General features: G+C 54.2%; 19 protein-coding genes and 2 riboswitches. Of the genes, 9 read left to right on the top strand and 10 right to left on the bottom strand.

Annotated features, from left to right (window positions below; translation table 11 throughout):
- Window positions 1-27 precede the first annotated feature (27 nt).
- Window positions 28-165: riboswitch (cobalamin riboswitch) on the bottom strand.
- A gap of 54 nt (window positions 166-219) precedes the next feature.
- A complete protein-coding gene (locus tag OQH67_RS00320) occupies window positions 220-1,335 on the top strand; it encodes an acyltransferase family protein (protein WP_336296841.1) in 1,116 nt (371 codons plus the stop codon).
- A 7-nt stretch (window positions 1,336-1,342) separates the two neighbouring features.
- Here the strand turns inward: OQH67_RS00320 and OQH67_RS00315 are convergent, their stop codons facing one another.
- The 7 genes from OQH67_RS00315 to OQH67_RS00285 are packed head-to-tail and all read right to left on the bottom strand — an operon-like array spanning window position 1,343 to window position 8,670.
- Complete coding sequence (locus OQH67_RS00315) at window positions 1,343-1,921, bottom strand: bifunctional adenosylcobinamide kinase/adenosylcobinamide-phosphate guanylyltransferase (protein WP_215435816.1); 579 nt, start codon at window positions 1,919-1,921, stop codon at window positions 1,343-1,345.
- Window positions 1,905-2,717: a cobamide remodeling phosphodiesterase CbiR gene (cbiR, locus tag OQH67_RS00310; RefSeq protein ID WP_215435815.1), complete on the bottom strand. Its 813-nt coding sequence runs from the start codon at window positions 2,715-2,717 to the stop codon at window positions 1,905-1,907. The genes OQH67_RS00315 and cbiR overlap by 17 nt, the downstream gene beginning before the upstream one ends.
- On the bottom strand, window positions 2,714-3,457 hold the full coding sequence (gene cobS / locus OQH67_RS00305; RefSeq protein WP_215435814.1) for an adenosylcobinamide-GDP ribazoletransferase: 744 nt from the start codon (window positions 3,455-3,457) through the stop codon (window positions 2,714-2,716). The genes cbiR and cobS overlap by 4 nt, the downstream gene beginning before the upstream one ends.
- Before the next feature lie 16 nt (window positions 3,458-3,473).
- A complete protein-coding gene (gene cobT, locus OQH67_RS00300) occupies window positions 3,474-4,514 on the bottom strand; it encodes a nicotinate-nucleotide--dimethylbenzimidazole phosphoribosyltransferase (RefSeq protein WP_215435813.1) in 1,041 nt (346 codons plus the stop codon).
- A complete protein-coding gene (gene cbiB / locus OQH67_RS00295; protein ID WP_215435812.1) occupies window positions 4,511-5,512 on the bottom strand; it encodes an adenosylcobinamide-phosphate synthase CbiB in 1,002 nt (333 codons plus the stop codon). The genes cobT and cbiB overlap by 4 nt, the downstream gene beginning before the upstream one ends.
- A gap of 3 nt (window positions 5,513-5,515) precedes the next feature.
- Window positions 5,516-8,113, bottom strand: coding sequence for a cobyric acid synthase (locus tag OQH67_RS00290; protein ID WP_215435811.1), 2,598 nt, complete (start codon window positions 8,111-8,113; stop codon window positions 5,516-5,518).
- The gene (locus OQH67_RS00285) at window positions 8,110-8,670 is read right to left on the bottom strand and encodes a phosphotransferase-like protein (protein ID WP_215435810.1); all 561 of its coding nucleotides are present in this window, start codon (window positions 8,668-8,670) and stop codon (window positions 8,110-8,112) included. Before OQH67_RS00285 ends, OQH67_RS00290 begins: the two co-directional genes overlap by 4 nt.
- Before the next feature lie 351 nt (window positions 8,671-9,021).
- On the opposite strand from OQH67_RS00285, the gene OQH67_RS00280 reads away from it, so the two are divergent.
- Window positions 9,022-9,939, top strand: coding sequence for an IS1595 family transposase (locus OQH67_RS00280; protein WP_215435808.1), 918 nt, complete (start codon window positions 9,022-9,024; stop codon window positions 9,937-9,939).
- A 101-nt stretch (window positions 9,940-10,040) separates the two neighbouring features.
- Here the strand turns inward: OQH67_RS00280 and OQH67_RS00275 are convergent, their stop codons facing one another.
- Window positions 10,041-10,664, bottom strand: coding sequence for an outer membrane beta-barrel protein (locus OQH67_RS00275; protein WP_215435806.1), 624 nt, complete (start codon window positions 10,662-10,664; stop codon window positions 10,041-10,043).
- Window positions 10,665-10,838: 174 nt separating this feature from the next.
- Between OQH67_RS00275 and OQH67_RS00270 the strand changes: the two genes are divergently transcribed.
- From OQH67_RS00270 to OQH67_RS00260, 3 genes are all read left to right on the top strand, one after another.
- A complete protein-coding gene (locus tag OQH67_RS00270) occupies window positions 10,839-11,186 on the top strand; it encodes a hypothetical protein (RefSeq protein WP_215435805.1) in 348 nt (115 codons plus the stop codon).
- A gap of 208 nt (window positions 11,187-11,394) precedes the next feature.
- The gene (locus OQH67_RS00265; RefSeq protein ID WP_215435804.1) at window positions 11,395-11,688 is read left to right on the top strand and encodes a hypothetical protein; all 294 of its coding nucleotides are present in this window, start codon (window positions 11,395-11,397) and stop codon (window positions 11,686-11,688) included.
- On the top strand, window positions 11,675-12,592 hold the full coding sequence (locus OQH67_RS00260) for a hypothetical protein (RefSeq protein WP_215435803.1): 918 nt from the start codon (window positions 11,675-11,677) through the stop codon (window positions 12,590-12,592). The genes OQH67_RS00265 and OQH67_RS00260 overlap by 14 nt, the downstream gene beginning before the upstream one ends.
- Here OQH67_RS00260 and OQH67_RS00255 read toward each other — a convergent pair.
- Complete coding sequence (locus tag OQH67_RS00255; protein ID WP_215435802.1) at window positions 12,589-12,996, bottom strand: hypothetical protein; 408 nt, start codon at window positions 12,994-12,996, stop codon at window positions 12,589-12,591. The genes OQH67_RS00260 and OQH67_RS00255 overlap by 4 nt on opposite strands.
- Window positions 12,997-13,411: 415 nt before the next feature.
- Window positions 13,412-13,549, top strand: a riboswitch (cobalamin riboswitch).
- Between the two features lie 37 nt (window positions 13,550-13,586).
- Between OQH67_RS00255 and OQH67_RS00250 the strand changes: the two genes are divergently transcribed.
- The 3 genes from OQH67_RS00250 to OQH67_RS00240 all read left to right on the top strand — a co-directional run bounded on the left by OQH67_RS00250 (window position 13,587) and on the right by OQH67_RS00240 (window position 20,590).
- Window positions 13,587-15,584, top strand: a complete 1,998-nt coding sequence (locus OQH67_RS00250; protein WP_215435801.1) for a TonB-dependent receptor plug domain-containing protein — start codon at window positions 13,587-13,589, stop codon at window positions 15,582-15,584.
- 150 nt (window positions 15,585-15,734) lie between these two features.
- Window positions 15,735-17,867, top strand: coding sequence for an ABC transporter substrate-binding protein (locus OQH67_RS00245; RefSeq protein WP_215435800.1), 2,133 nt, complete (start codon window positions 15,735-15,737; stop codon window positions 17,865-17,867).
- Window positions 17,868-18,247: 380 nt separating this feature from the next.
- Complete coding sequence (locus OQH67_RS00240; RefSeq protein WP_215435799.1) at window positions 18,248-20,590, top strand: beta-galactosidase; 2,343 nt, start codon at window positions 18,248-18,250, stop codon at window positions 20,588-20,590.
- A gap of 449 nt (window positions 20,591-21,039) precedes the next feature.
- Here OQH67_RS00240 and OQH67_RS00235 read toward each other — a convergent pair whose 3' ends face one another.
- The gene (locus OQH67_RS00235; RefSeq protein WP_215435798.1) at window positions 21,040-21,642 is read right to left on the bottom strand and encodes a porin family protein; all 603 of its coding nucleotides are present in this window, start codon (window positions 21,640-21,642) and stop codon (window positions 21,040-21,042) included.
- A 145-nt stretch (window positions 21,643-21,787) separates the two neighbouring features.
- Between OQH67_RS00235 and OQH67_RS00230 the strand changes: the two genes are divergently transcribed.
- Window positions 21,788-23,110, top strand: coding sequence for an amidohydrolase family protein (locus tag OQH67_RS00230; protein ID WP_215435795.1), 1,323 nt, complete (start codon window positions 21,788-21,790; stop codon window positions 23,108-23,110).
- Window positions 23,111-23,188 lie beyond the last annotated feature (78 nt).

Below are 23,188 nucleotides of genomic sequence, written 5' to 3'. Positions count from 1 at the left end.
GTCTGAATGCCGGAATACTCGCCGACGGTTCATAAATACTTCGAGGCTGGCGATCTGGCTCATTGCCCGGTTGTATTCCGGACAACATACAGTGGCGGTACCGCTCCGGATTCACACCGGATTCCCCATTTATTTCCTGCTCGTGCCGCGAGCTTCCCAGAAGTGCCTCCCGTATTTACGGAGGCAGGGCATGCCTAACATACCGTGCCGCGGCTGTCAATGGGAAGTTGTACAACGTCCGGAGGGTCGGTTTCTCTTGTCATGGAACATCGTTGTGGTAAAATCATCCCTCCCATTTGGGTACTTTGTTGTTTTATAAATGGAATAAAATTAATGAGTTATTTACCCCCCCCCCCCCCCCCTCTTTGTTTATCCGGTGCAGATAATGGAATAAAGCCCAGGGATGCCTGGGTGGATATTATGCGGGTTCTAGCCATGCTTTTCATAATGATTCAGCATACTCCTACTCATCATAGTCCTGTGACTGGTATGACTCGTGCGGGCGTGTTTTTCTTTTTTATGGCGGCGGGTTATTTCCTGGCCCGGAATTATGCCGCCGCTTCTTCCCCGGTATCCTGGCTGAACTGGAAAAAGGCAGCTTTGATTTTATGCGCCTATGTGTTTTGGATTTTCGTTTCCATGGCTCTTTTCGGATTTCCTTCCACCCTGCTGGGATGGATGGCAAATATGGGGATCGGACACGTTCCGCTGGGAGTAATTTTATGGTTCCTAAGGGACTTAATGGTTTTTGTACTGATTTCGGGCATATTGTTCCGGATTCCGAGACCCTGCCTGGCCGTTCTCTGCCTAGCCGCCCTGATCCCGTTCAGTACGGAAAGTTCTATCAGGCTGACGTTCCAGTACGGGGACATGGCCTGCAACATCATTCATCCCAGAGGATTGGGCGCATTTGCCCTGGGGATGCTTTTAAGCCCTTATTCCCTTAAAGAGTTAAAGGATATGGTTGAAAAGGCTTGGGTGTATGTCCTGATTGTTTTTCCGGCGGTTTTTGCATGGGAAGTGTACCACAGGGGGCATGAGTCCGCATTGTTCCTCTGCATGGGAGTGTTGTGGATAGCGTCGTGTTCCTTGCTGGCGACGCGGTATTTCCGGAAATTTTCGTCTTTTTGCGCACGCCTTGGGCCTTCCATCTTTCTTGTATATGCCGCCCATACTCTGGTGTATCGCTTCCTGATCCGGCTTGGATTGCCGGAGGGAAGTTATTGGATGTGGGGACTTGCTGTGCCTGCGGTTTTTCTTGTTCTCAGCGGCGTGTATTTCCTGCTGGGCAGGATCTGTCCGGGTGTGTTGAGGTATATTGCGCTGAAGAGTTGAGCTTCCGTCACTTTTTTACGGTGACAGGCAGCCCCGCCACCATCAAGTAAACTTCATCCGCGCTTTTTGCCAGGAGCTGGTTGGCGATGCCCAGACCGTCGCAGTAGTGGCGCGTTTCCGGGTCCGGCTGGACGATGCCCATGCCGGTTTCCGAAGAGACGAGCACCCATGGTACGGGAGACCGGGAAATGAGTTCCTTCAACGCTTCTATTTCCCGGATCAGGGCATCCTGAAACGGAAGGTATTCCGCAGGGTCTTTCTGGTCATACAGGATGTTGGAGGCAAGCAGGGTGATGCATTCCAGAATGACGCCGTCCACTTGCTCCAGAAGACCGGACGCCTGTACGGTGGCGGCCACGTTGCGCGGGCATTCCAGCGTGGGCCATTCCTGCGGGCGGCGTTCGCGGTGCTTGCGGATGCGGTATTCCAGGGAGCCGGAGCCGTCCCAGACTTCCGCCGTGGCAACATACAGGATTTTTTTCCCGAAGCCGGAGGCGATTTTTTCAGAGTACTGGCTTTTGCCGCTTCTGGTGCCCCCTACGACGAGCGTCATGCGGGGGCGGGAGGTGTCAGTGTTTGGAGACATGGCGTTGATAGGATTCCAGCATGGCCTGGTGGGAGTTCAGGAAGTCATCCAGACTGAATACTTCCAGCGTGATGAGGGGGGTGAAGCTGATGTCCCACATGGGGTGGAGCAGGGCGTCCAGCACGGAGGCGGGCATGTGGTGCAGGGATTTGTGGTCCCTTTTTTCCAGTCCGTGCAGATGGCACATGCGGATGTCCGGCAGCCAGAGGGGAAGGAGTTCCTCCGGTTTCAGCCCTTCCTTCCAGACATGGCCGATGTCGAAGCAGCGGGAATGTTCCGTGGCGGCGACCAGCCCGTCCAGATAGTCCGTAGGGTGGCGTTCCAAGTTTTCCAGAGCCAGGTATTCCGGTGCGGGCAGATAGGGCGTGATTTGCTCCAGGGAGCGGAGGATTCTTTCCGTCTCCTCCTCCGTCAGATGCGGCCGCATGTCCGGTCCGGGGATGTGGTCCGTGACCACGTGCATGACCCAGGTGTGCGGCTCCAGTTCCCGCGTGAGTTCGATGGTGCGGATGATGTTTTCCGTGTACTGGCGGCCAGATTCGGGCGTGGCGAATCCCCCGTCCGTCGGCAGGTGGATGTTCCACGTTATTCCAGCGTCCCTGGCGATGCGGCCCAGTTCCCTGATTTCCGCGAGGGTGATGAGGCTTTCCCCCTTGCTGCCCGCCTCCAGCAGGAGCAGGGCGATGTCGTCCGCATAACGGACACATTCCCTGACGGCGGGAACGTAGTAGTCCGGGATGATGAAGGAGGTGCAGCCGATGTTAAGGCCGGGAATGCGGCATTTATGCGGGGTCATAGGGCGGTGCAGAAGGTAAGCAGTACAATCCATTCCGTGCATTCCACGGTGCAGCCGAATACGTCCCCGGTGACGCCGCCCAGCCTGCGCCGGGCATACAGGAGCAGGGCCAGGGATGCGGCCAGAGCGGCCCCCAGGGCATACAGGCCGGACCAGCCTGCCAGGACGCAGGCACCCAGGGTGACGGCGGCGGCAATCAGGGCGTGGACGGGGCGCGTGCCCTGCCTGAAGGCTTCCCCCATGCCGCCGGGCCGCGCGCCGGGAAAGCGCATGGCGATGAAGATCTGGCTGCGGGCCAGGAGTCCGGCCAGGATGCAGGCCGTGAGCAGGAGAGGCCATGAACCGGAGGCCGCCAGCACGGCCAGGGCGGCCGCCTTGAAGGCCAGATTGAAGAAGAGGGCCGTGCCTCCGAAGGTTCCCAGCCGGGAGTCTTTCATGATTTCCAGCCTGCGTTCCTGCGTGACTTCCACCGGGAGGCCGTCCCCGCAGTCCGCCACGCCGTCCAGATGCAATCCCCCTGTGACGGCCACCCAGCAGGCGCAGCCGATGACCCCGCAGAGGAGGGGGGAAAAGAGAAGGGAAGAAAGGAAGGTGAGTCCTCCGACCAGTCCGCCCACCACAATGCCGACCAGCGGAAGCCATGCGGAAATTCCGTTCAGGTCGTTTTGCAGGGGCCACGGCCCCACGGGTAGGCGGGTCAGGAAGCCGAAGGCGGAGCGGATGGCGGTGATGACGGTCATCTGGGGAGGTACAGTATTAGCGGGGCACGGTGATGTCCAGTTCCGGCAGGGTCTTCATTTCTGAAAGAACCCGCGTGGCGGCGTCCAGCACGGGGAAGAAGAGGGCCGCGCCCGTGCCTTCTCCCAGGCAGAGGCCCAGGTCCATGTACATGGTGACGCCGATGTGGTCCATGATGAGTTTGTGCCCAGGTTCCGCGGAGTTGTGGGAACCGAGGAAGTACCGGGCCGCCTCCGGGCGGATTCCCTGGGCAATGGCCGCCGCGGCCCCGGCGATGAAACCGTCGATGACGATGGGAACGCGCAGGGATGCCGCCCCCAGCATCAGCCCCGCCATGGCCCCTATTTCCGGGCCGCCCACCTTGGCGAGCACATCGATGGCATCGGCGGGGTCCGGCTTGTTCAGGGCGATTCCCCGTTCAATGAGTTCTATTTTTTTGCGGATGACTTCTCCTTTGACGCCGGAGCCGCGCCCGGTCACCGTTTCCACCGGGGTTCCCGTGAGAACGGCCACAATGGCGGAGGACGGCGTCGTGTTGCCGATGCCCATTTCCCCGGCGGCCACGATGTCCAGCCCCCTGGCTTTTTCCTCCCGCGCGATGTCAATGCCCACTTGCAGGCATTCCAGAGCCTGCTCCCGGGTCATGGCCGGACCTTTGCTGAAATCATTGGCGCCGTGCATGACTTTTCTTTTGACGAGGCCCGGCAGGTCGCCGAAGTCGTAGTTCACGCCCACGTCCACCACGGTCAGGCGTGCTCCGGCATTGCGCGTAAAGGCATTGATGGTCCCCCCTCCCTGAAGGAAGTTGCGCGTCTGGATGTACGTTACGTCCGTGGAGGTCAGGCTGAGGCCGTGGTCGGCAATGTGGTGGTCGGAGGCGAAGAGAACCACCGTCTTGTTTTTCAGGCGCGGAGCGGGGTTGCCGGTCATGGCGGCTATCTGGATGGCTACCGGTTCCAGCTTTCCCAGCGCAAGCGGCGGCTTGGCCAGAATTTTCTGATGCTCCAGGGCGGCCTTGGCGGCCTGTTCGTCCAGCGGGGGTATGTGCAGTTTGTTCATGATGGTTGCAAGTGAGGAAGGGCAAGGATGAGGGAGAAGAGGAGCGTGCCTATGGCCGTAGTGAGCCACATGAGCCGTATGGCGCGGTCCAGGTCGCCGGCCGTGGCTTCTTTCCGTCCGGAGCCTATCCAGGGATAGTCTGCGGGCATACCCTTGTAGGAGACGGGGCCGCCGATGCGGAGTCCGAGCGCCCCGGCGAAGGCCGCCTCGCTCCAGGCGGAGTTGGGGCTGGCGTGGGCGCGGCGGAAGGTCCAGCCCACGGTGAGCGCGTGGCGGGAGGAGGCGCCCGGAAGGAACAGGGCCGCCAGGGAAATGCAGGACAGGATGAGACGAGCGGGAATGAAGTTGAGGGTGTCGTCCGTGCGGGCGGCGAAGGTGCCGAAGTGTCTGTATTGTTCGTTTTTCTTTCCCCACATGGCATCCAGGATGTTGAAGACGCGGTGGACGAGCGCGGCGGCGGCCGCGCCGAGAGCGCCCCCTATCAAACACCCTGCGGCGGCCCAGAACAAGGTGGAAAAGACGCCGTCCATCAAATTTTCCGCCACGCTTTCGATGGCGGCCCGCGCCACGCCGCGGGAGTCCAGCCGTTCCGTGTCGCGCCCCACGATCATGGAGACGGCTTGCCGCGCTTCTTCTCCGTTTTCTCTGCGCAGGGCGGAGGCCACCCGCGCCGCATGTTCCGCCAGTCCGCGCGGAGCCATGCAGATGTAAACGGCCAGAACGGCGGGAATCCACGGTAGCCAGGGAGATGCCGTCAGGGAGGAAAGCGTGAAAAAGGGAAGAAAGAGCAGAAATAGCCCGCATTCCGCAGCGGCGCAGACACCCAGGGCCGCCAGCATGCCGGCCTTGAAACTTCCTCCCCACAAACGCCGCGCCGCAGGTTCGAGACGGCGCGCGCACCAGCCGATGAGGCAGACGGGATGCCGCCGGTTGGGCGGATCCCCGAAGAGAATGTCCAGCAGCAGGGCCGCGGGCAGCAGCAGGAGGCACGGAATCATGGTTCAGCGTTTCAGTTGCAGGAGGCGGTAGATAGCGTTCACATCCAGATGTTTCCGGACGATGTCCGCCAGACGGTCAAGAGCGCCGTCAACATCATGGGATACGTGCAGGGAAGGTTTGGGCGGCAGGCCGGAATCCACCCGGACCCTGTTGATGAATGCCCGCCGGAATTCGTCGCCGTCCAGAAAGCCGTGCAGGTACGTGGCCCAGACGCGGCCCTTTCCGTAACCGCATGGAGAACTGTCTTCCCGGAACATGAGGGGTTCGCAAGGGGATTCATGGCTGGTGATGCCGTGGTGGATTTCATAGCCGGAGGCGTCCGGGGCCAGAGGCGTTCGGGCGCGGCGTACATTGAGCAGGGTCTTGACGGGGGAGAAAGTAGTGGTCAGTTCCAGCAGTCCCAAGCCGGGAGTGCGTTCCTCCGCCGATTCCTGATGATGCGGGTCCAGAATTTCCTTTCCCAGCATTTGCAGGCCGCCGCAGACGCCCAGGATCCATTTTCCTTTTCCGGCGTGTTTCCGTACCAGGCTGTCCAGTCCGGCCCGGCGCATTCTTTCCAGGTCCGCCGCCACGCTTTTGGTTCCGGGCAGGATGACCAGGTCCGGCTGGCCCCACTCGTCCCCGGTCCTTACCTGCCGCAGCCGCACGTCCGGTTCCGCCGCCAGCGGGGCGAAGTCCGTGAAGTTGGAGATGTGCGCGGGCATCACGACGGCTACGTCCAGCGAGTCCGCGTGTTTGGAGCTTTCATCGTATTCAAAGGGGAGGACTGCCCGGTCCTCTTCCGGAATGTTGATGTTCCGTATCATGGGGATGACTCCCAGCACGGGTTTTCCCGTGTGTTCCTGCATGTAACGGTGCGCCGGGGCAAGCAGGGAGGAATCCCCTCGGAATTTGTTGACCACGAATCCCGCCAGCAATTCCCTTTCCCACGGGGAGAAGGTCATCCACGTGCCCAGGAAGGAGGCGTACACGCCGCCCCGGTCAATGTCCCCGGTGAGCAGGACTTTAGCGCGGGCGTAGCGGGCCATGTTCATGTTGACCACGTCCGCGGATTTCAGGTTGATTTCCCCCGGACTTCCGGCCCCTTCCAGGCAGACCAGGTCGTATTCGTCCGAGAGGGAGTCGTAGGCGGCGCGGACGTCCGGCCAGAACCGGCGCTTGGCCGTGAAGTATTCCCCGGCTTCCATGTGCCCTACCGCCTTTCCCATCACGATGACCTGGGAACCCGTGTTGGAGTGGGGTTTGAGCAGGATGGGATTCATCCGGGCGTCCGGATCGATCCGGCAGGCCTGGGCCTGGACCATCTGGGCACGGCCCATTTCCTCCCCCAGCGCGGTCACGCCGGAGTTGAGGGCCATGTTCTGCGCCTTGAAGGGGGCCACGCTGAAGCCGTCCTGATGGAAGATGCGGCAGAGGGCAGCCGTCAGCACGCTTTTGCCCGCATCGGAACAGGTGCCCTGGATCATCAGCGCCGACTTGGGGGGCCTGCGCAGGATGGCGGGAGCATGTTTGTCCAGTTCCACGCGAAGCGCCCGTTCCAGAAGTTCATGTTCTTCCGGAGTCCGGACTCCGGCGCGGAACCAGCCGCCCGTTTCCAGGCCCGGATAATTGGAGCAGTCCCTGACGGCAATGCCGTGTTTTTTCAGCAGCAGGGAAGCCAGGCCGGAAGGAGCGCCGGAAAGGCGGAAGAGAAGGAAGTTGGCGCAGGAAGGCAGGACGGCAGCTCCCGGCAGCGCGGACAATCTGTGGAACAGGTCTTTCCGGCGTTCCCTGTTCAGGGTGCGTTCCTGTTCCGCCCAGGAAGAGGGCTGTTTCAGGATGGCCCGTACCGCCGCCGCCGCGAAGACGTTCACATTCCATGCGGGAAGATTTTTTCGCAGCCGTTCCGCCAGAGGGGCGCAGCACACGGCAAAACCGCAGCGGATACCCGCCATGCCGTAGAATTTGGTCAGGGAGTGCAGAATAACAAGGTTGGGAAGGGTGGCTGCGTCAGGAAGAAGGGATTTTTCCCCTCCCGCGTAGTTAATGAATGATTCGTCCAGAATCCAGACGGTTCCCGGGTTCTCTTTTATTGTCTGAAACAGCTCCTTTTTATCCAGCAGGCCGCCGGACGGATTGCAGGGATTGGCCAGGAAGACGGCAGTTTCCTGTTTTTCCCCTTTATGATTTGTTCCGACGCGTTCCGCCAGAGCGGACAGAGAGGGAGTAAAAGACGTTTTCTCTCCGGCAGGAACGGAGTCAATTTCCACTCCGTGACGCAGGCAGGCCAGTCGGTATTCGGAAAAGGCAGGTTCCGGAATGACGGCACGTTTCAGGTTCAGGGCGCAGGGGAGGGCATGAATCAGCTCGTTGGCCCCGTTTCCGAAGACGAAGCATTCCGGAGACAGACCGTAGTGCAAGGCGGCTTTTTCCCTCAGTTCCTGCATGTCCGGAGAAGGGTAGGGCGTGACGCCGTTCATGGCGCGCCACAGGGCGCACGTGATGAATTCCGGGGGGCCTTCCGGTCTCAGGTTGACGCTGAAGTCCAGAATGTCGCGTTCGGGGCGCCGGGCATCCGCCGCCAGGGATTTCAGGTTTCCTCCGTGTGAAAAGTCGTTCATGCCGTTGTTGTTAAAGCTGTATGGCCTGCGTGTGGAACCAGCAGGGCCGCCGCCTGCTGCGGGGAAAGACGGGTGGTGTCTATCTCCAGGTCGTAAAAGAGCCCTTCATGAATGGACGTGTGCTGCCGCAGGGCGTGGAAGACATCCGCTTTCCGGTCCGTGCGGGCATGTTCCCGGCGGACCAGTTCTTCCACGTCGCAGGCGACTTTCACAAGGAGAAGTTTTGCTTCCCCGCATTGACGGCGGAGTTCGTCCGGCCAGTCCGGAGATTCTCCGATCACATGGTCCACCAAAACGAAGGGCGCGTGCAGGGAGGCCCGGAATACGGTTTCATGAAAAGACCGGACGAGTTCCGGTCCTATCTTGCGGACGGCGTGGATCAGATGCATGCCGCCCATTCCGTTGGCATCCAGGAAATCATCCACGGAAAGGAGGACGGAGCCGGCAGGAAGCAGGGACAGCAGTGCCTTGCACAGGCTGGTTTTGCCGGAACTGGAAGCCCCGTTGAAGATAAAGATGCGCCCGGAATGTTGAAAAGGGGACGGAGGGCGGATCATGGGCGCATCATGTTCCGGCGGGGAATGCAATGACAAGACAAAAATGGCGGTGCGGTTCCGGAGGCGTTCTGGGTTTGCCGGGTAAAAAGGGAATGGGAAATTGCCCGTTTGTCTATGCGCGGAACAGAGAGAAATGTTCCTCCGTGCTCCGGAAGGGATTGAGCAGCGGAACTGGAGATTTCCATTCCGGGCAGAGATGGGGCGGAAAAAATGATGGAAGATGTGGCCGCCCAAAAGATGCTCCTGTTTTTTCATCAGTGGAACGTAAAAGTTTTTCGGAACTATATACTTTAGTCTTGTAATCCCTCTCTAATTTGTTACACTACTCCTAGAAAAAGAAAGGAGTAGAACATGACGTACCTCGAGTTTATTGAAAAATTCCCTGATGATGAAAGTGTGGCAAAATATCTCATTGAAAAACGGTTTAAGGGGAAAATAATCTGTCCGTTTTGCGGGAAAACAGAGAAGGTTTATCATGCTCACTATAACTGCCGCAATGCCTATTGCAACAACTGTAAGAGGGAATTCTCTATTTTCAAGGGAACCATTTTTGAGGAAACAAGAATGCCTTTGAGGCATTGGTTGTATGCTATTAATATGGTTTGTTTGTCTAAAAAAGGAATTTCAGCCATGCAATTGAAAAGGGAGTTAGGTGTTTCTTATAAAACCGCTTGGAGGATGATGCACAAGATTAGAGGGGCAATGGCAAAAAGAGAGGTAGGAGAGACTTTTGAGGCGATTGTAGAAATTGATGAAACCTATGTTGGAGGAAAACCCCGGAAGAAGAATGAGCATGGGGATGATGACGATTTGCCGAAAAATCCTAGAGGAAGAGGAACGGCCAAAGTTCCTGTTATTGGAGTCAGAGAAAGGGGAACTGGGAAAGTTCATGCCGTGGTCGCCAATAGGAATGAAGAAGGAAAACAATTGACGGGCAAACAATTATTCAATGTCCTTAGCAAGGTTTGCAAACCTAATACCAAAGTCATGACTGACCAGTTTAAGGGCTACAATATTCTAAATTATCCTAACAATAAGAATCTTACCCGCATCATGATTGACCATAATGTCATGTTTAGTGCAAGCAATGGGGTTCACACTAATGGAATTGAAAGCTTTTGGGCCTTACTGAAAAGAGGGATTCATGGGATATTTCACCATGTCTCTCTTAAACACCTACAGAAATATGTGGATGAATTCTGTTTCAGGCAATGTTATAGGAACGAGAATGAAGCTTTTGAAGTTTTGATGGGCTTGTGCTGGAAATGAAAAGCCGCCACCCTGCAAACAAGGTGACGGCCAGTCAATGCAAATCAAAGAATCGCCCCCTTCCCCGAAAGGAAGGAGGCCCGTTAATTCACCGCCGAAAATTAGAATGACCAGCTAAAGCCAACTGTGATAAAGTGGTATGGGTCAACATCTGACCAGTATTTTGTTATTTCATATCCAATAACGAGGTCTGTTTTTTCTGCAACAGCAAATTTGAAACCGATTAATGCCGAGTAAGTTCCACTAGAATCAGACTCAGAAGCTTTTTCTCCTCCACCAGAGAGTTCCTGTTTATAATAGTGAAAACCAATTTTGCCGCCTAAATAGAAAGTGGCAGAATCAGATAAGGGGACATTGAAAGAATATCCAGCGGTGAAGGGGAATACTTGTTGTTTCCATTTTAACTCCCCTCCGTACGTTTTAGAACCTGTAAGCGCGCCGAGATTGAAAGATAATTCATGGAAAACAGAACCCGATGGAATATTTGCGTGAAGTCCTAATTGGGCACCATACAGGTCTGGCATATCTATTCCATAATCATTTCCTGAGTGGAATCCATACATACCTTTGATACTCATTCCAAAATTGGAATCATACCGTGTTGAATATGCGGAACTATAGTTCCCTCCCATTCTGTAATACTCCCAAGGATTGTTGGATGCTTGTGCCGAAAAAGCACCGGACAACAGGCCTAATGCACACGTTATAAATAAGTTTCTCTTCATGGTCGTTTATGAGTTGAAGTCATAATGAAGTCACGATAGCCAACAAAGATTCCTCCTTTAGAGTCTCAATTGTGAATCGCAATAATCATCATATGCGAGTTATTATCATAACAAATGCGAACAACACAAGCTCTTTCTTTCTATGAACTGGGTTCTATCAGATAATCAAACCGCATGTTTACGAGCAATTCCAAGCCTGAACCGGACTATGTGGACACTAAAAAATTAGGTCAATGGCTCAACGAACATTCCATTAGCCGTGCTGAAATAGCCAAGGCTCTTGGAGTCCAAACCACCGTGGTTCATAACTGGTTTGCCCGTCAGAGAATCCCTAAGAACGTGCAAGGCTCATTGCGTCATTTGATGAGTAAGGACTATCCTTCGGAACTCGAATCTCAAATTGCCGTTCGAATGAAAAATTCTACTTTGAATGAGATAGCCAAGCGGGCCGTTAAGGAAGGATTGTCCATGGAGGAATGGATTTTGAAGGCGGTGGAGAGGAAGCTGGAACGTAGGTATTAATGATTAAGTAAATGAAGTTGAGCATAAATAACCTTCTGCACAAATCTAACAAAAATGCAATAAAATATCTTTTCTATAGATTAGATGTTCAAAAGCTAATTGTGTAAATATTACGTCAGTATGCTGATTTTGTAATTGACTTTTTCAACATGATACATGCTAATTATCCTATTGAGGTATTTTTATACAATACGAATATTTTGATGAAATGAAAAATATAAAAAACCATATAATAAAATCAAGTGAATTACCCTTTCTAGATAGTGAAATAAAGGAAGCTGTCAATATGGGAATCTTGATTTTATATACAATAAAGAAATCAGATATACCTGATTCTAAATATTTAATAAAATCAAATATCAATTCATTAATATTGAAAAACAATGGCGATTTTCTTAAATTAAGAGAAAATGAAAATATTGTTTTAGATGCTATTGTTTATTTTTCAGATTTGGATAGACCTCAATCAGCTTCTAATTTAATAAAAAATGGGATTATTTAACGAAAAAACTCATTGGATATTTTTATTATCTTGTGCTAATAATGAGCCAGAAGAACGACATATCCAAGATATAGTATTCGGAGTTTCGTGTTTACAAACTAAAAATATCAAAAAACAAAATGTTACTATAATTATTGATAGTAACGCAGAAATTAAAGATTCTAACTGGTATGTTTACCTGAAGTCTAGATATTCTATTAATTCTATTAGAGATATGAATTCTCTAGCAGAAAACAATAGCTATGATAATTTAGTGCTTTTTGTAACTGGTCATGGAGGTATAGAAGGAATTCCTGCAAATCCATCAATCAGTCCATTTATTTTGTTAGAATGGCTGAAACACACAAAAGGATTGAAGCGTTCTGTAGTTTATTTAGGTCAGTGTTATGCAGGAATTTTTAATTATATGCCAGTATGGCAAGAGAAGGATGAGTTAGGTGAAGTTATAAGCCCAGAAATAGTTATTATCGGTGCGACTAGTCTATTCAGTAGTATTAGTAGCTCTATGACAGAAGAAGTTCACCAGGGAAAAGATTTAGTTGAAATGACTTGGATTGCTAATTTATTCCTGTACTATATATTTTATTGGTTAAAAGAACCTTTTGATGTGGATGGTGATGGAAAATACACTGTCGCTGATTCTTATAAATTTTCTGGAGCACATACAAATAATTATTTAGTTAGCTCAAAATGCAAAATATTTCACGAACTAATAAATATAAGCAATAGAATTCGTGAGATAGATAAAACTTTAAATATTGAAAAAGATGTAGGTAAGCTATTGATATTTAAAATGTTGAAAAATATAAAAGAACGCGATTTTTTGCAAAAATCGGATATCCATTTTACCCATCAAGAGCCTTGGATTCTTAATTCTATTCCGGCTCAATCTATAGAGTTTTAAATTCCAAGTTCATCTTGGCATATCTTAGTAAGGGGTTGTATTTCTTCTGGACTTATGTCTTCCTTTTTGCATTTTTCACCCAATTCTGTAAATTTTTTGTCAAAAGCTGGACTACAAAATATACATCTTTGACTTTGTAACTCATTTAGTTCATTGATTAAAATGAAAAATTTTCGGTTAGATTCTTCTGCGCTCATTTCAGATAAATTTCTTTTATAACCAGCGTAGTTAATCATCCAACGTATCATTGTTGAGTATATTTCTTCCTTTTTCCTTTTGAAATATTTTTTCTCTTCTCGTTTAAATCTCAATTTATCCTGCCACCAAAGGCCAAATATTGTAATAAAAGACCCCAAAGCAACTCCTGCGATACTGAATAGAGATGCTAAAACTGTATCTGACATATCTTGTATGATAATCGCAGGAATGGGAATGACAACTCTGATTCTTTAGTGGTTCCCAATTTTTTCTCTTTACTAAAGAAGAGGGCGAAGAATTTTCTTTGAAAGGAGCTTTTTCGTTCCTACTCCTACGAAGTAGGAAGGTGGGACAAGATTAAAGTATATAATTCCGAAGTTTTTTAGCCGCTGGAATTCCTTTTCTTTATATTTGATTTGGAAAATAAGTTATTTATAATCAATTATTAATTTTTTTTCTTCCAGGCTTCCCTGGAAGAAACGTCTTACGGAGGAGGCAGACCGGCCAGAAGAGGCAAGATTCCGGGAAAATCCATCCAGTGACGAAATGTTCAAAGAAAATTTTTTTTGTCTTGTCATGGTGGGGGCTTTGGTATTTCATCCATCCCATGAGCCCTTATGGGAAGGGCTACAGACCTCAGGGACGCCCGTAGCCGGGCAGGAAATAGATGGGGAATACCGGTGCAAATCCGGAGCGGTACCGCCACTGTAAGCAGGATATCCTGCAAGCCAGAAAACCAGCCTCAGGGGGTTGTCCAAACTGTCCGGCGAGTTACCGGACGTAAGGCGTTACAACCATGCTTTATACGAAGAAAGCCCTTCAGATGGGCGCTATTGCCGTTGGCCTTGCCGCATTCGCAGGCCAGTCCTCTCTTGCCGAGTCCGCTAAAAAGGAAGACTCCAAGACCTCCGCCAGGACGGAAACCATGCAGGTCATGCCGGAACTGACCATGGCGTCCCATTTTGTGGGCGTGCCGTACAACCAGTCCGGGGTTTCCGTTTCCGTGATCAATCCGGAAGAGTTCCAGAAAGAGGGAATTGAAACCCTGACGGGAGCCCTTTCCCAGACGCCCGGCGTGTTCACGCTGGACGGCGGCGGCACCTGGCAGCGCGGTTCCGTGAGCAACACCGTCATCCGCGGGATGAACAAGGAAACCTACACCCTGACGATGGTTGACGGTATGCGCATCAGCGATGTCAACATGTCCGGCAACAAGCTGCTGGGCATCACCAATCTCTTTACGGTGGGCAATGTGGAAGTGGTGAAGGGAGCCCAGGGCGCCGTGTTCGGTTCCGGAGCCATTGGCGGCGTAGTTGCCATGGATACGCCGGAAGGGGAAGGCGACCCGGTGACGAGAATTTTTGCGGAGGCCGGTTCCTTCGGAACGTTCAACAGCTATGTGACGTCTTCCGGCAAGATCAAGAAGTTGTCCTACTTTGTGGGCGTGGGTTTTGAAACCACGGAGAACGATCCCACGATTTATGATTCCATTTATGACAACAGGACGGGCATGAACGACTTCCGCCAGTGGCAGGAAGCTCTGCGTCTGGGTTATGACGTTAATGACAAGGTGAAGCTCAGCTTTACCTACCGCCGCCTGGATTCCTACTTTGAGTATCCCACTCCTTATGTGGATTACAGTGACTGGATGAATCCTGTAACGGATTCCCACCTGTACAATACGGAAGACAAGAACCGCAGCAACCTGGTCACGGGCCGCGTGGATGCGGAACTCAGCAAGTTGTGGTCCACCAGTTTCATGGTCGGTCATTACAACATGAATTATTCCACCCATACGCCGGAATACGACTTCCAGCCCAACGTGATGCGCAACCGCCGTTTCCAGGCAGAATGGCGCAATGCACTTACCTGGAACAAGCAGTGGACGACGATCGCCGGGATGGCCTGGGACCGTTCCGACTACATGAGCGAAAACAACTACGTGTCCAAGGACGAATGGCAGAGCACCCTGGCGTTCTTTGCGGAACAGATGTGGGCTCCCACGGACAATTTTGACGCCAGCCTGGCCCTGCGCCTGGAGCATGACAACGTCTGGAACAACCATTTCACCTGGCGTTATTCCAACTCCTGGAAAGTGACGGGCAAGGATTCCCCCACCCGCATTTTCGGTTCCGTGGGGTCCGGCTTCCGCGCTCCCACGTACTTTGAACGGTATGCGGCCAACTACGGCTACGTCGGCAATCCCGATCTGGACATTTCCAAGTCCCTGGGCGGCGACCTGGGCGTGGAACAGCGCCTGGCGGACAACCATTACGCCTCCGTGACGGGGTTCTGGACGCGCGTCAATGATGAAATTGGCTCCGATTCCAGCGTTTATCCTTATACCTTCAAGAATTATTCCCACTGCACCTCCTACGGTGTGGAAGTAGCCTTCAAAGGGCAGTTCAAGGACGCTTGGAACAGCGGCTATTACGCCAATTACACGTTTACGATGCCCAAGCGCGACTCCATCGGCAAGTATGAAACCATCCAGATGGCCAATACCGCCCGCCATACCATCAATGCGGAGATCCATACTTCCCCGCTTGAGAAACTGACGGTAGGCTTCGGCGTGACGTCCGCAATGGGCCGCACGGACTATGATTACGCCCGTCTGGACAATTTCTTTACGGCGCGCGTGTTTGCCAGGTACCAGGTTACGGACAACGTGGCCCTGCATGTGCGCGTGGAAAACCTGTTCGATCAGAATTTCATCATCACAAATGACTATAACTTCGGTCCCCGGCAGGCCCGCGGACTGGGTGTCTTCGGCGGTGTGACGGTCGAATTTTAAACTCTCTCCCAGCGTTAATTGTTGATTGCATCCCCATCTTCCGTTTTGCGGACTGTTTCAGGCGAAGGAAACTGTCCCGGGCGGAGGATGGGGATTTTCTTTTTCATCCGGACCGGATATAGGTTAAAAGAGGACGGGTAATCGTTGATCGTGTTTCGCTGGCTGTCCATTCTGGGGGCATTGCTCCTGGCTGTTTTTACAGGGGGAGTGTTTTACTTCTCCCTCCGGGAGTCCGCGGTCTGGAACGAGGCGGCCGGGAATGTCGACGAACGGGGGATGCCCGCCGTGTTTGACGGATTTGTGGAACGCTGGAACAGGTCCGTGGAAAGAGAACTGCGCCGGGAACTGGCGGCAGGGGAGCAGCAGAGAGAGCTGCTGACCGTTTCCCGCGGGGAAGGCGACGGGTGCCGTCTGGCGGAACGTGAACGTTCCGTGGAACGCCTCAGGAGGAGGCTGGAGGAGGGGGACCATATTCGCGTGCTTCCGCTGGAAAAGATGCCCTCCGGCCTGGAATGGCATACGGGCATGGAGGAACCGGAGATCGGGGACCCCCGCGCCGTGAAGGGCGGCCAGGTCCGGCTGTGGATCAATACGCCGTTCCCCGGCACCTTGCGGGCTTTCGGCCCCGGCAGCGAGAATTTTTTCAACTATTCCGCCATTGACAATGTGTGGATTCCCCTGGTGGGACTGCATCCGGAAACTTTTCGGCCCATCCCCGGGCTGGCGGACCGCTGGGCCGTCTCCGCGGATGGCCGCACGGTCTTTTACCATCTGGACCCCGAAGCGGCCTATTCGGACGGACGGCCCGTGCGTGCGGAGGATTTTCTGCTGAATATCTGCCTGCGCACGTCGGACGCCGCCAGGGACCCTTTCTGGACAGCCCTGTTCCGCTCCACGTTCGACCGGATCACCGTGTACGGAGATTCCGTCATTGCGCTCACCGTACCGTCTCCGCGGCCTCTGCTGCCTTACATGGCCTGTGTGGATTTTCATCCGGCGCATCCCGGTTTTTACCATGATTTCAATGCGCTGTTTCTGGAACGCTACCAGTGGAAGGCCGCGCCGAACACGGGCGGGTACATGGTGGTGCCCGGAAAAATCCGGCAGGGGGAGCGCATCACTCTTGCCCGCGTAAAGAGTTGGTGGGCGAAGGACAGGAAGTATTACCGCTATTCCTGCAATGCGGACCAGGTGGAGCATGTTTTTGTAAACCTGGAGAACAAGGCGATTGAGATGTTCCGGCGCGGGGACCTGGACATGATGAACATCCGCAAGCCGGAAATATGGGAGGGCAAGCTGGAACTGCCGGAAGTGCACCGGGGCTATATAGACAAATACAGCCTGGAAGCGGGCTATGCCTGCCCTCCGTATGGCTTGTACCTGAATTGTTCCGACGGGATGCTGAGGAATACCGACATCCGCAAAGGGCTGGCCCACGCCGTGAACATGGGGATGGTGATTGACTCCCTGTTCCGCGGGAACATGAGGCGTCTCGGCTCCTACATGGAGGGATACGGCGACCTGACATTGCCGCTGAAAGCCCCGGAATACAGCAAGAAAAAAGCCATGGAATATTTTGCCCGCGCGGGCTTCCGGGAGATGGGGGAAGACGGAATTCTGAAAAACGAACGTGGGGAACGCCTGTGTCTGGAGCTGACTTTTGCGGATTCCTCCCACGTGATGACCAACGTCTGCTCCATCATCAGGCAGGAGGCCCTGAAGTGCGGTGTGGACCTCAAGCTGGACCCCCTCACGTACAGCGTGTGCTCCCGCAAGGTTTTTGAAAAGAGGTACCAGGCCGCTTTGTGGGCGTGGCCTCTGGACACGCCGTTCCCCCGCCTGTATGAGACGTTCGCCTCGGAACTGGCGTATGACGGGCGGGGAAATTCCGTAGGAAACACGAACAATATTTTCGCCGTGGCGGATGCCGAACTGGATGCCGCGCTGGATGTGGAACGGGAAGCTCCCGATTACCCGGCTTTGAAGGAAGCACTCCACCGTGCCCAAAAGCGGATTCATGACCTCTGCATATGGATTCCGGGCTGGAGGGAGCCTTATACCCACATTGCCTGCTGGCGCTGGATACGCTGGCCGGAGTCCCCCACCCGTTTTTGTTCCCCCCGGCTCTACAATCCGCTGGAATCCCATCTGTACTGGGTGGACGACAAAATGAAGAAGGAGACGCAGGATGCCCGCCGCCGTGGCATTCCGTTTGAGGAAAGGCATGAGGTGATACGCCTGAAGGATCGGGATGACCCGTTGCGACCTTCTTCCGGAGAGTAGCCTCTGCCCAGGTGGCCTGAATATAAAAGGCCAGTCGGGAAGAAACCGGGATGCAGGAAGGGAAAGACGGCGAAGCAGTATCGAGGCTTCGGCGCGTCGGAGCAGCGGGTTCCTTTCTTGGGTTGAAAGCACTGCCTGCCTCAAATGGCGAGGGCACCCACAGAGAAATTTCCGTCTGCCATTTCCGGCCCTGCAGGGTAGGAAAAGAGGGATTGCAGCGCAAACAATCGTTGATTAAATATTGTAGTATTCAGTATTAAAAATTCATGACTAAATCCGTTCGGGACGGAAGTGGTCTCTTTCTGGTCTATCCTTTTTAATATTGAATGCAGACGCATTTTTGCGAAAGTAATTCCGATCACCATTCGCTTTATTTTATCATGAAATTATCCCTTTTTTCCGTTTTGCTGCTGGCCGCCCATTTGTGTGTGGCCGCTCCCATGCCCATGCCGGAGTCCAATGACGGCGCCAAGCACGTCTTCACCACCAATCAGGAAAATTTCCTGATGGACGGCAAGCCCGTGAAGATCATTTCCGGAGAGATGCACTATCCGCGCGTGCCGCGTTCCCACTGGCAGGACAGGTTCCAGCGCATGAAGTCCATGGGCATGAATACTGTTTGTACCTATCTGTTCTGGAACGTGCATGAACCGGAACCGGGCAAATGGGATTTTTCCGGGAACCGGGATTTTGTAGAGTTTGTCAAGGAGGCCCAGAAAGCGGGACTGTGGGTTATCGTGCGTCCCGGTCCCTATGTGTGTGCGGAATGGGAATTTGGCGGCTTCCCCGGATGGCTGCTCAAGGATGAAGACCTGAAGGTACGTTCCCAGGACCCCCGCTTTCTGGAACCGGCCATGGCTTATCTCAAAAAAGTCTGCTCCATGCTGGAACCCCTGCAGATCACCAAGGGCGGCCCCATTATCATGGCCCAGGTAGAAAACGAATACGGTTCCTACGGTTCGGACAAGGATTACGTGAAAAAGCACCTGGAGGTGATCCAGAAGGAGCTCCCGGGCGTGGTGCCCTTTACCTCGGATGGTCCGAATGACTGGATGATCAACAACGGCACGCTGCCGGGAATTATTCCCGCCATGAACTTCGGCGGCGGAGCCAAGGGCGCCTTTGCCAATCTGGAAAAGCACAAGGGCAAGACGCCCCGCATCAACGGAGAATTCTGGGTGGGCTGGTTTGACCACTGGGGCAAGCCCAAGAATGGCGGCAGCACGGAAGGTTTCAACCGCGACCTGAAGTGGATGCTGGAGAATAACGTCTCCCCCAACCTGTTCATGGCGCACGGAGGAACTTCCTTCGGATTCATGAATGGTGCCAACTGGGAAGGGGCCTACACGCCGGATGTGACCAATTACGATTACGGCGCCCCTATTTCTGAAAACGGTACGCTGACTCAGCGCTTCCATACTTTCCGGAAGACCATTCAGGATTATTACGGGGATACCGTCAAGCTGCCGGAACCTCCTCCCCAGCCGGACATGATGGAGCTGCCCCCGATTACCTTCACGGAAAAGGCGGGCATGTTCGGCCGGATGCCGCGCCCGGAAATCCGCAAGGAGCCTGTCCACATGGAGGCGCTGGGGCAAAGTCTGGGTTTCATCCTGTACCGGACAAAGGTGAAGGGGCCCGTGAAAGGCGTCTTGAAGATGGAGAACATGCAGGATCGCGCCATCGTTTACGTGGACGGTAAAAGGCAGGGTACGGCGGACCGCCGCTACAAGCAGGATTCCTGTGACGTAAACATTCCTGCCGGAACGCATACGGTGGATATTCTGGTGGAAAACATGGGCCGCATCAACTTTGGCCGCCAGATACTGGATGAACGCAAGGGCATCCGTGGTCCCATTACGCTGAACGGGAACAAGCTGGAATATTTTGCCATTTACAGTTTCCCGTGCAAGGGCGTGGGAACGCTGTCCTTTTCCGGCAAAAATCCGGGAGGGGACCAGCCCGTATTCCATAGGGGGTACTTCAATGTTTCCGAGCCCAAGGATACTTATCTGGACATGCGGGACGGCTGGAAGAAGGGCGTGGTGTGGGTCAACGGGGCCAATTTGGGCCGTTTCTGGTTCATCGGTTCCCAGCAGGCCCTGTATTGTCCGGGAGAGTATCTGAAACCGGGCAAGAATGAAATCGTGGTGCTGGATCTGGAAGGCGGTTCCGGCACCGTGAAGGGCGTGAAGGAAGCCATTTACGAAGTGAACAAGGATCCGGCCATGGCGGATGTGTTCCGCGTAGGCAAGCCTGTGGCTCCCGAACCCGGCCAGATGGTGCACAAAGGCACCTTTGCCAAAGGGGCGGAACAGCAGGAGATCAAATTCAAGGCCCCCGTGCAGGCCCGGTACATTGCCATCGTCAGCAGGAACGCCTATGACAACGGCCCTCATGCGGCCATTGCGGAGCTGAACTTTTTAGATGCCTCCGGCAACCTTCTGCCGCGGGAACAGTGGTCCGTCGTTTATGCGGACTCCCATGAAACGGCGGGAGAAGCCGCCCAGGCGGGCTTGGTCATGGACAACCAGCCCACGACTTACTGGCATACCAAATGGCAGGGGGACAATCCTCCGCATCCGCATATGATCGTGCTGGACCTGGGGAAGGTGCAGAGGCTCTCCGGCTTCCGCTACCTGCCGCGCCAGGACCGGGAAAACGGACGTATCAAGGATTACGAGGTGTACGCTTCTCCCAAGCCGTTCAAGCCTGCCAAGTGAGGACTGTTTTCTTGTCCGGGAACCGGGGCGGGGAGCCCTGGTTCCCGGGCGATTTTATCCCTGAAAGGCCCCGACCGGGGCCTTTTTTGGGCTGTATCTCCGGCCTCCGAATACGGAAAGTTGGTTTTCTCATTCCGCTGGGGTCGTTTGTCTGGCGGATGCCGTCCATTTTACTTCGTTTTTCGTGGACGGAATTCCTCCTCTGGTAGGGGAGGTATTTTTTATCTCGGAGTTAACTTTTCCTCCTTCAAAGAAGCATGGAACGTCTCGGGCTTCCCGGCAGTTGAATAGTCATACGCTTCCAGAAGGTGCCGCCTTTTGAGAAAGCCGGCTTTGCGGCGCTCGCCTTGTTTTCCGGCTATCCGAAGGGAGTTGCCCCGTTTCAATCACAAAAAAAGACGGCTCCGCATGATGCGGAGCCGCCGGAGATAGCGATGAACGCAATGTACTTAGAAATCCCACGAGAAGCCCAGCTTGATGATATGGTAGCCGGGATCGTTGTAGCCCTGGATCTGGTAGTATTCGTAGCCGATCACGAAGTCCGTGCTCTGGGACACGCTGAACTTGAAGCCGGCCTGGGCCGCCCAGGAAAATTTGGTGGTGGAAATGGTGCGGGACCGGCTGCCGTCTTCCAGACCGTGGATAGTGGCTTTCACATCACCGTAAGTGGCGCCCGCCTTGCCGCCCAGGTAGAACATGGTGTAGTCGCCGATGGGCAGGTTCAGGGTATAGCCGGCCATCATCGGAATGTACGTGGAACGGAGGCTGGCGGTGTAGGGGCCGCTGATGCCCAGGTCGTGAACGCTGGGATGGTGGGAGCCGGCCAGAATGCCGCCGTTCAGGGAAATCTGGTGAACAATGCTGCCTGTTTCAATGTAGTTGAAAATGCTCAGATTGCCGCCGGCCACATTGGGCATGGCGTCCTTGGTGGCAATGCCGTAGGCCCCTTCCAGGGACATGCCGAACTGGCCGTCATATTTTTCAACATGATACGCGTTTGCGGCGGATACGGAGGCCGCAAGGGCCAAACCTAACAGTATAGTTTTGTTCATGTGGGATAAATGGTGAATTTAACTGTCCCGCATTCTTGTCAATTTTTACGTTTGAAGTCAAACAGAAATGTCATAATTGCATGAAATCATGCCGGACGGGGGGATGAAATTGCTAAAACCGGCCTTTTACGCTACATTCTGCGGCATGGAGAAACAAACGTGCGATCTGCTGGTGACCGCCTCCCGTCTGATTACGGGGACGGAACAGCCCGGCGTGGACGGCAAGGCCGGAGTGGCCGTCCGGGACGGGAAGATTCTGGAAACGGGACCTGCGGAAAAGCTGGAGGCGGCCTGGATGCCTGCCGTCCGGCGCGATTTGGGAAATGCCCTGTTGATGCCCGGGCTGGTCAACGCGCATACGCATGTTCCGATGACTTTCCTGCGCGGTTTTGCGGACGACCTGCCTCTCATGGAATGGCTGACCAAGCACATTTTTCCGGTGGAGGCGCATCTGACGGACAGGATAGTCTCCTTGGGAGCGCGGCTGGGCATGTATGAAATGATGCGTACGGGCACGACTGCCTTTGTGGATTCCTATCTGCTGGAAATCAATGTTTTGCAGGAAGCTGAACGCATGGGTATGCGCTGTGCGGGAGGCGAGGTCCTTTTTGCGTTCCCGTCCCCGGCCTATGACGGCTGGAACGGTGCGGAAGCCCTGTACCGCGAGCAGGCCGCCCGCTTTGGAGGATGCGGCAGGGTGCAGTTGGCGGTGATGCCCCACAGCGTGTACACCACGAGCGACGACGTTCTCAGGCGTTCCATGCAACTGGCGGAGGAACTGGACCTGATGCTCCACATTCATCTTTCCGAGTCTGCGGGGGAAGTGGGACAGTGCCGCTCCCTGCACCAGGACAGGAGGCCTGTGGCCTATGCCCGTGACATGGGGCTGCTGAACGAACGCGCCGTGCTGGCCCACATGGTGGATGTGACGGATGAGGAACTGGAAACGGTGGCGGCCTCCGGCGCGGCCATCGTGCACAATCCCGTGAGCAACCTGAAGCTGGCGTCCGGATTAGCCAGGGTACAGGGCATGCTGAAGGCAGGCATTCCCGTTTCCCTGGGGACGGACGGCGCATGCAGCAACAACAGCCTGGACATGTTTGAAACCATGAAGCTGGCGGCCATCCTTGCCAAGGGATGCACCGGGGACGCCACAGCCGTTCCTGCCATGAAAGCCCTAGGCATGGCAACCGTGGAAGGCGCACGCATTTTCCGCACGCCGGGCCTGGGAACGCTGGCCCCCGGAGCCCCCGCCGACATGATTGCCCTGGATTTGGACGAACCCAATTTGTTCCCGATCTTCAATGAAGTTTCCCACGCTGTTTATGCCGCCTCCGGCAAGGATTGCGTGTTCACGATGGTGGACGGCCGTGTCCTGTATGACGATGGCAGCTACACGGACGGCCTGTATGCGGATACCGCCGCGGAAATGCAGGACTTGGTGGAGTGGGTGAAGGGGAAGGAATAAAGACGGAAGACTAAATACAAAAGAGAAAATAGTTTTTAACAGGCATTTCCCCTCTATTTAATCTTTAGTCTTTCATCT

The sequence above is a fragment of the Akkermansia biwaensis genome (assembly GCF_026072915.1).
GTDB classification, from domain to species: Bacteria; Verrucomicrobiota; Verrucomicrobiia; order Verrucomicrobiales; family Akkermansiaceae; genus Akkermansia; species Akkermansia biwaensis.
The sequence above is the reverse complement of the archived record's forward strand: the minus strand, read 5'-3'. Positions and strand labels throughout refer to the sequence as shown.

Bases quoted from the DNA above. Each gene is read 5' to 3' on its own strand.
- OQH67_RS00255 (WP_215435802.1), bottom strand. From the start codon at position 12,996: ATGTCAGATACAGTTTTAGCATCTCTATTCAGTATCGCAGGAGTTGCT.
- OQH67_RS00235 (WP_215435798.1), bottom strand. From the start codon at position 21,642: ATGAACAAAACTATACTGTTAGGTTTGGCCCTTGCGGCCTCCGTATCC.
- OQH67_RS00270 (WP_215435805.1), top strand. From the start codon at position 10,839: ATGTTTACGAGCAATTCCAAGCCTGAACCGGACTATGTGGACACTAAA.
- cbiB (WP_215435812.1), bottom strand. From the start codon at position 5,512: ATGATTCCGTGCCTCCTGCTGCTGCCCGCGGCCCTGCTGCTGGACATT.
- OQH67_RS00250 (WP_215435801.1), top strand. From the start codon at position 13,587: ATGCTTTATACGAAGAAAGCCCTTCAGATGGGCGCTATTGCCGTTGGC.
- cbiR (WP_215435815.1), bottom strand. From the start codon at position 2,717: ATGACCCCGCATAAATGCCGCATTCCCGGCCTTAACATCGGCTGCACC.
- OQH67_RS00315 (WP_215435816.1), bottom strand. From the start codon at position 1,921: ATGTCTCCAAACACTGACACCTCCCGCCCCCGCATGACGCTCGTCGTA.
- OQH67_RS00280 (WP_215435808.1), top strand. From the start codon at position 9,022: ATGACGTACCTCGAGTTTATTGAAAAATTCCCTGATGATGAAAGTGTG.
- OQH67_RS00240 (WP_215435799.1), top strand. From the start codon at position 18,248: ATGAAATTATCCCTTTTTTCCGTTTTGCTGCTGGCCGCCCATTTGTGT.
- OQH67_RS00320 (WP_336296841.1), top strand. From the start codon at position 220: ATGGGAAGTTGTACAACGTCCGGAGGGTCGGTTTCTCTTGTCATGGAA.
- cobS (WP_215435814.1), bottom strand. From the start codon at position 3,457: ATGACCGTCATCACCGCCATCCGCTCCGCCTTCGGCTTCCTGACCCGC.
- OQH67_RS00275 (WP_215435806.1), bottom strand. From the start codon at position 10,664: ATGAAGAGAAACTTATTTATAACGTGTGCATTAGGCCTGTTGTCCGGT.
- OQH67_RS00290 (WP_215435811.1), bottom strand. From the start codon at position 8,113: ATGAACGACTTTTCACACGGAGGAAACCTGAAATCCCTGGCGGCGGAT.
- OQH67_RS00265 (WP_215435804.1), top strand. From the start codon at position 11,395: ATGAAAAATATAAAAAACCATATAATAAAATCAAGTGAATTACCCTTT.
- OQH67_RS00285 (WP_215435810.1), bottom strand. From the start codon at position 8,670: ATGATCCGCCCTCCGTCCCCTTTTCAACATTCCGGGCGCATCTTTATC.
- cobT (WP_215435813.1), bottom strand. From the start codon at position 4,514: ATGAACAAACTGCACATACCCCCGCTGGACGAACAGGCCGCCAAGGCC.
- OQH67_RS00260 (WP_215435803.1), top strand. From the start codon at position 11,675: ATGGGATTATTTAACGAAAAAACTCATTGGATATTTTTATTATCTTGT.
- OQH67_RS00230 (WP_215435795.1), top strand. From the start codon at position 21,788: ATGGAGAAACAAACGTGCGATCTGCTGGTGACCGCCTCCCGTCTGATT.